This is a genomic window from Flammeovirga agarivorans (assembly GCF_012641475.1).
Taxonomy (GTDB): Bacteria; Bacteroidota; Bacteroidia; order Cytophagales; family Flammeovirgaceae; genus Flammeovirga; species Flammeovirga agarivorans.
The window spans coordinates 1-3,999 of record NZ_JABAIL010000022.1; the positions used below are offsets into that span (position 1 = coordinate 1).

Sequence of the window (3,999 nt, forward strand, 5' to 3'; positions counted from 1 at the left end):
GTTGCTAACAACAGCTAAAACAGCAAGTCTCGGTCGACACGCCCTCGCTCGCCGTTTAGCCATTACGTTAGGCTCCATTGTAGACACCAATTACAAAATTTGAATAAAATACTTTCAAAATAATAGTTACAATGAAATTAGTTTATTTCCTTCTGGTATATTTTCTTTCAAATACTATCATCGCTCAAATAAATAAAGTAGAAATAATAATATCATCAACAAATTTAAGTGAAGATGTAAGTGTTGTTTCAACTAAGAATGATGAAGTACTATTTTTAGTTTATGAAATAGAAAGTGAAGAATACCAATCTCCACTAATAAATGAATACTTTGTATTAGATTCTTCCAGAATGGAAATTAGTATTGAAGCAAACTTGGACAAAAATAGAAGATACGAATACTACCTCTTAGAAATGGATAGCCATAGAGATTATTTACAATTAGATCCAATAATTAGGATTCATCATAAAGCTATCAAAGAATGTTTTGTAAAAGGAGACTATTTAGGAATAGAGAAATATCTAGAAGATGATGATATATTAGATATTAACGAATTAACGATGCCTATAAATAAGTCTATCAATAGTATCTATAAAATTGATAGGTATTCTTATCAGATAACAATGAATAAAGAACTATAACGTAGCCTAACAACAGCTAAAACTCCACATTCGGGTGACGCACCCTCTTGCATAGTTTAGCCATCACGTTGTGCTCCATAACCCAATTAAATTTGCAAACTACTATGCTTGATATTATTCTTTATTTTTACAAGCCTATACAATTAATACAAAGAATCAATAGAGATGAATTAAAAAATAATACTATGTCTGTTATAATTGTTTTTGTTTGTCTTTATACAATCCAAAATACAGATTCAAGTATTGGTTTTAACTATTTAACTATAATTGTATTATTATTAGCATCTCTTGTTGGAACATTAATATCAATATTACTAGTGTCACAATTATTAAGTTGGACTTGTAGATTTTTTACTAAAGAAATATTTGATGTAATTCTTATTCGGTATGCAATAAGTTATAGTTTAATACCAGTCATTTTAGCATATGTAGTAGATTTTTCATTACCTAATTTTCAATATTCTGAAATAGTTTATATGGTTTCATTAGTATGGTCTGAAGCATATGTAATATTAATGTTAAAGAGCATAACTAATAATACAATGTTTATAAATTCACTATCTGTATTAATAAGTAATTTGATAATAGCAATACCAATAATAATTGTATTAATATTCAACTATTAAAACGTAGCACAACAACAGCTAAACCTCCACGTTCGGGTGACGCACCCTCACACGTAGTTTAGCCATTACGTTGCCTACCATTAGATACTATACTCAATGTTAAAAAGGATATTCATATTAATCATTTTATTTTCTTGTTCTAATCCCAAAGTAGAAGAAAAGTTTATATATGATCATGTTGACTTTATTTCTTTTGACGAACAGGAATTAATACCAACTATAGTAGTTGATTCATTAGATAAAACTATTGACCTTTATAAAATAATTATGTCAGCAATGAAAAAATCTGAGACTGTAGCTGTTAATAATTTGTTGCGTGTTAATTATAATGATAAGATCTATTATCTAAACAATAAAAATAATTTTTGTTATCTAACGCAGATTTGTTGTCCAAGATCTTCAGATACTTATTCATTAGACGATTTTAATTATACTATTCTAAATGACATTATAAGTCATTTTAATAGTGTACCTATATCAATGATGTATAGAAAATCTATTGAAATTCACTTTAATATTGACACTAATATTAATGAAACTTTATGGTTGTTAAAATTAATCGAAATGGAATTTAGTATTGGTAAATTGAAAGGATATCCATATAACTTAGAGTTAGTACCTAAAGATATGACACGTAAAAATTTTGACCTTTGTATTCCAAAATATGAATTTCACCATGATACTTTAGGTTTAAGAGAATATTCTAGGAGAATCAATATAGAGAAAGAAACTTCAAATCAAGTAATTGAAGAACGAAAAAGTAAATACGAAGAAGAATTACTAGATATTGATTTAAATAATTGATGTAATAAACTTTAAACGGTAGGCAACATCAACTAAACTCCAATCACGGTTGACGCAACCGCTCACGTAGTTTAGTAATCACGTTGTGCAGCATTAAACTAACATCTTCTAAAGCTAACAGTATCTACAAAAATTAAAAATGGAAAAATTGACATTCAAATTGATATTAGTTTTACTTTCAATATTTATATTTTTGATTGGTGGTATTACTATGTTATTCTGTCTAAGATATCTATATTCAAATAATCTAGCATCAATTATCGGAGCAGGAATACCATTTTTATCAGGTACATTAATGACTGTTGGCGGTATCATCAGCCTTGCAATTTTATTGAAAGAGAACAAAATCAATTAAAAGTGGTATGAGTAGATTTGAAATTTATATACCTACTTCATCAAAATGGAAGTTATCATTCATTTCCAGTTTTATCTCAATTACAATTTTTATTATTACATATACTTTTTCTTTCTTTTATTCTTCTAATTCTGCATCTAAAAATTTCAGTTTTAATATTGGTTTTTTTATTCCATTATTATTTCTGTCATTTCTATTTAGTTTAATATCAATTATTGTTTATAGACGAATTAATTTGAGCGAAAGAAAAACATACAATTGGACTTTTAGATGCATACCATACATATCAATACTTCCAACTCTTTGTTTAATAAGTATGATTCTGTATGCTATTATTTTTAAATTCCTTTTATAAGAAATCAAGTATATATTAAACGCAGCACAACACCAGCTATACATCAAGTCTCGGCCGACGCGTCCTCGCTCGCTGCATAGCAAATTCGTTGTGGTGAATAAACATCAATCTCTCTTACTATGAGAAATTTATTTTGTATTATATTCATTTTGTTATCTTTCGATATTCATGCTCAAGAAGCAAATTGTATATCAAAATTAGATTCACTTACTGGATTTCAAATTTATGAACAATGTGATGTTATTGCGTCCCCTAAATCGGGGTTTAATAAATTCTATAAAGAAATTGCTAACACTGTTAAGTTTTCAAGTAATATTAAAAATTTCAGTATCGACCCGAAGATTTTTATCAGTCTAATTATTAATGAAGATGGATCAGTTAGTAGTATTAGAGTTTTACATGGGAAGATGAATATGATAGCTAATAAAGATGATTTTTTAGATCTATTGAATAATACATTATGGAACCCAGCACAGTGTTTTGGAAAACCAGTAAAAAGTCTTAAAATATTTCCAATAATAGTCTGTTTAAAATGAAATTACCATTAGAATACAAGTGGATCCTAGCACACAAATTTAAAGGATTTACTCCTTGGAATATTATATCACAAGAAAAAATACAAAAGACATTAGAAAAAGAATATAGAAAAGAAACGGGAGGTGATATCTTAGCTTTCGCACTAAGAGAAGATTGTGATATAATTGCAGGGTTTCCAATTAAAGATAATAATATAGAAAATACAGTAAAAGTAATACACTTAACATGGTCACAAAAAAATGAAACTCTGGGTTATCCAATTGAAGAAGTTTATGAAAATATCTTTCAATGGTTAACTGAAGCTGTAATTCCTCTTACAAAAGAATGGATTTCTGAAGAGGAACTTAAAGAAATTGAAATAAATTAAAATTACTCACCACAACAACAGCTAAAACTCCACATTCGGGTGACGCACCCTCTTGCATAGTTTAGCCATTACGTTGGAGGTAATAAACTAAACTAAAAATAGAATATTTATGAAATTAAAATTGATTCACCTTGTTGTTGTATTTACATTGACTAAACTAATTACTTTTGGGCAAAATGAAACTGATAAAGTTTTTGTATCACCTGAAAATACTGTAGAATTAGAATCGTATTTAGAAAAAAATGTAGAATATCCTTTAATAGCTTATAGTAATGGTGTTGAAGGGAATGTATGGGTTTCTTTTGACTTAAGTA

6 protein-coding genes are annotated in these 3,999 nt (G+C 27.7%); all 6 read left to right on the forward strand.

The window, feature by feature from the left end; genetic code table 11:
- The first annotated feature begins 131 nt into the window (after positions 1-131).
- Positions 132-641 carry a hypothetical protein gene (locus HGP29_RS27785; RefSeq protein ID WP_168885740.1) on the forward strand — a complete coding sequence of 170 codons (510 nt, stop codon included), beginning with the start codon at positions 132-134 and terminating at the stop codon, positions 639-641.
- Between the two features lie 722 nt (positions 642-1,363).
- Entirely contained in the window at positions 1,364-2,071 is a 708-nt protein-coding gene (locus HGP29_RS27790; protein ID WP_168885741.1) for a hypothetical protein, read from the forward strand.
- A gap of 139 nt (positions 2,072-2,210) precedes the next feature.
- Positions 2,211-2,426, forward strand: coding sequence for a hypothetical protein (locus tag HGP29_RS27795; RefSeq protein ID WP_168885742.1), 216 nt, complete (start codon positions 2,211-2,213; stop codon positions 2,424-2,426).
- 474 nt (positions 2,427-2,900) lie between these two features.
- Positions 2,901-3,317 (forward strand): energy transducer TonB, encoded by a 417-nt coding sequence (locus tag HGP29_RS27800; protein ID WP_168885743.1) that lies wholly within the window; start codon positions 2,901-2,903, stop codon positions 3,315-3,317.
- Positions 3,314-3,685 carry a hypothetical protein gene (locus tag HGP29_RS27805; protein WP_168885744.1) on the forward strand — a complete coding sequence of 124 codons (372 nt, stop codon included), beginning with the start codon at positions 3,314-3,316 and terminating at the stop codon, positions 3,683-3,685. Before HGP29_RS27800 ends, HGP29_RS27805 begins: the two co-directional genes overlap by 4 nt.
- 109 nt (positions 3,686-3,794) lie before the next feature.
- A partial coding sequence (locus tag HGP29_RS27810) for a hypothetical protein (protein WP_211093440.1) occupies positions 3,795-3,999 on the forward strand: 205 nt, incomplete at its 3' end.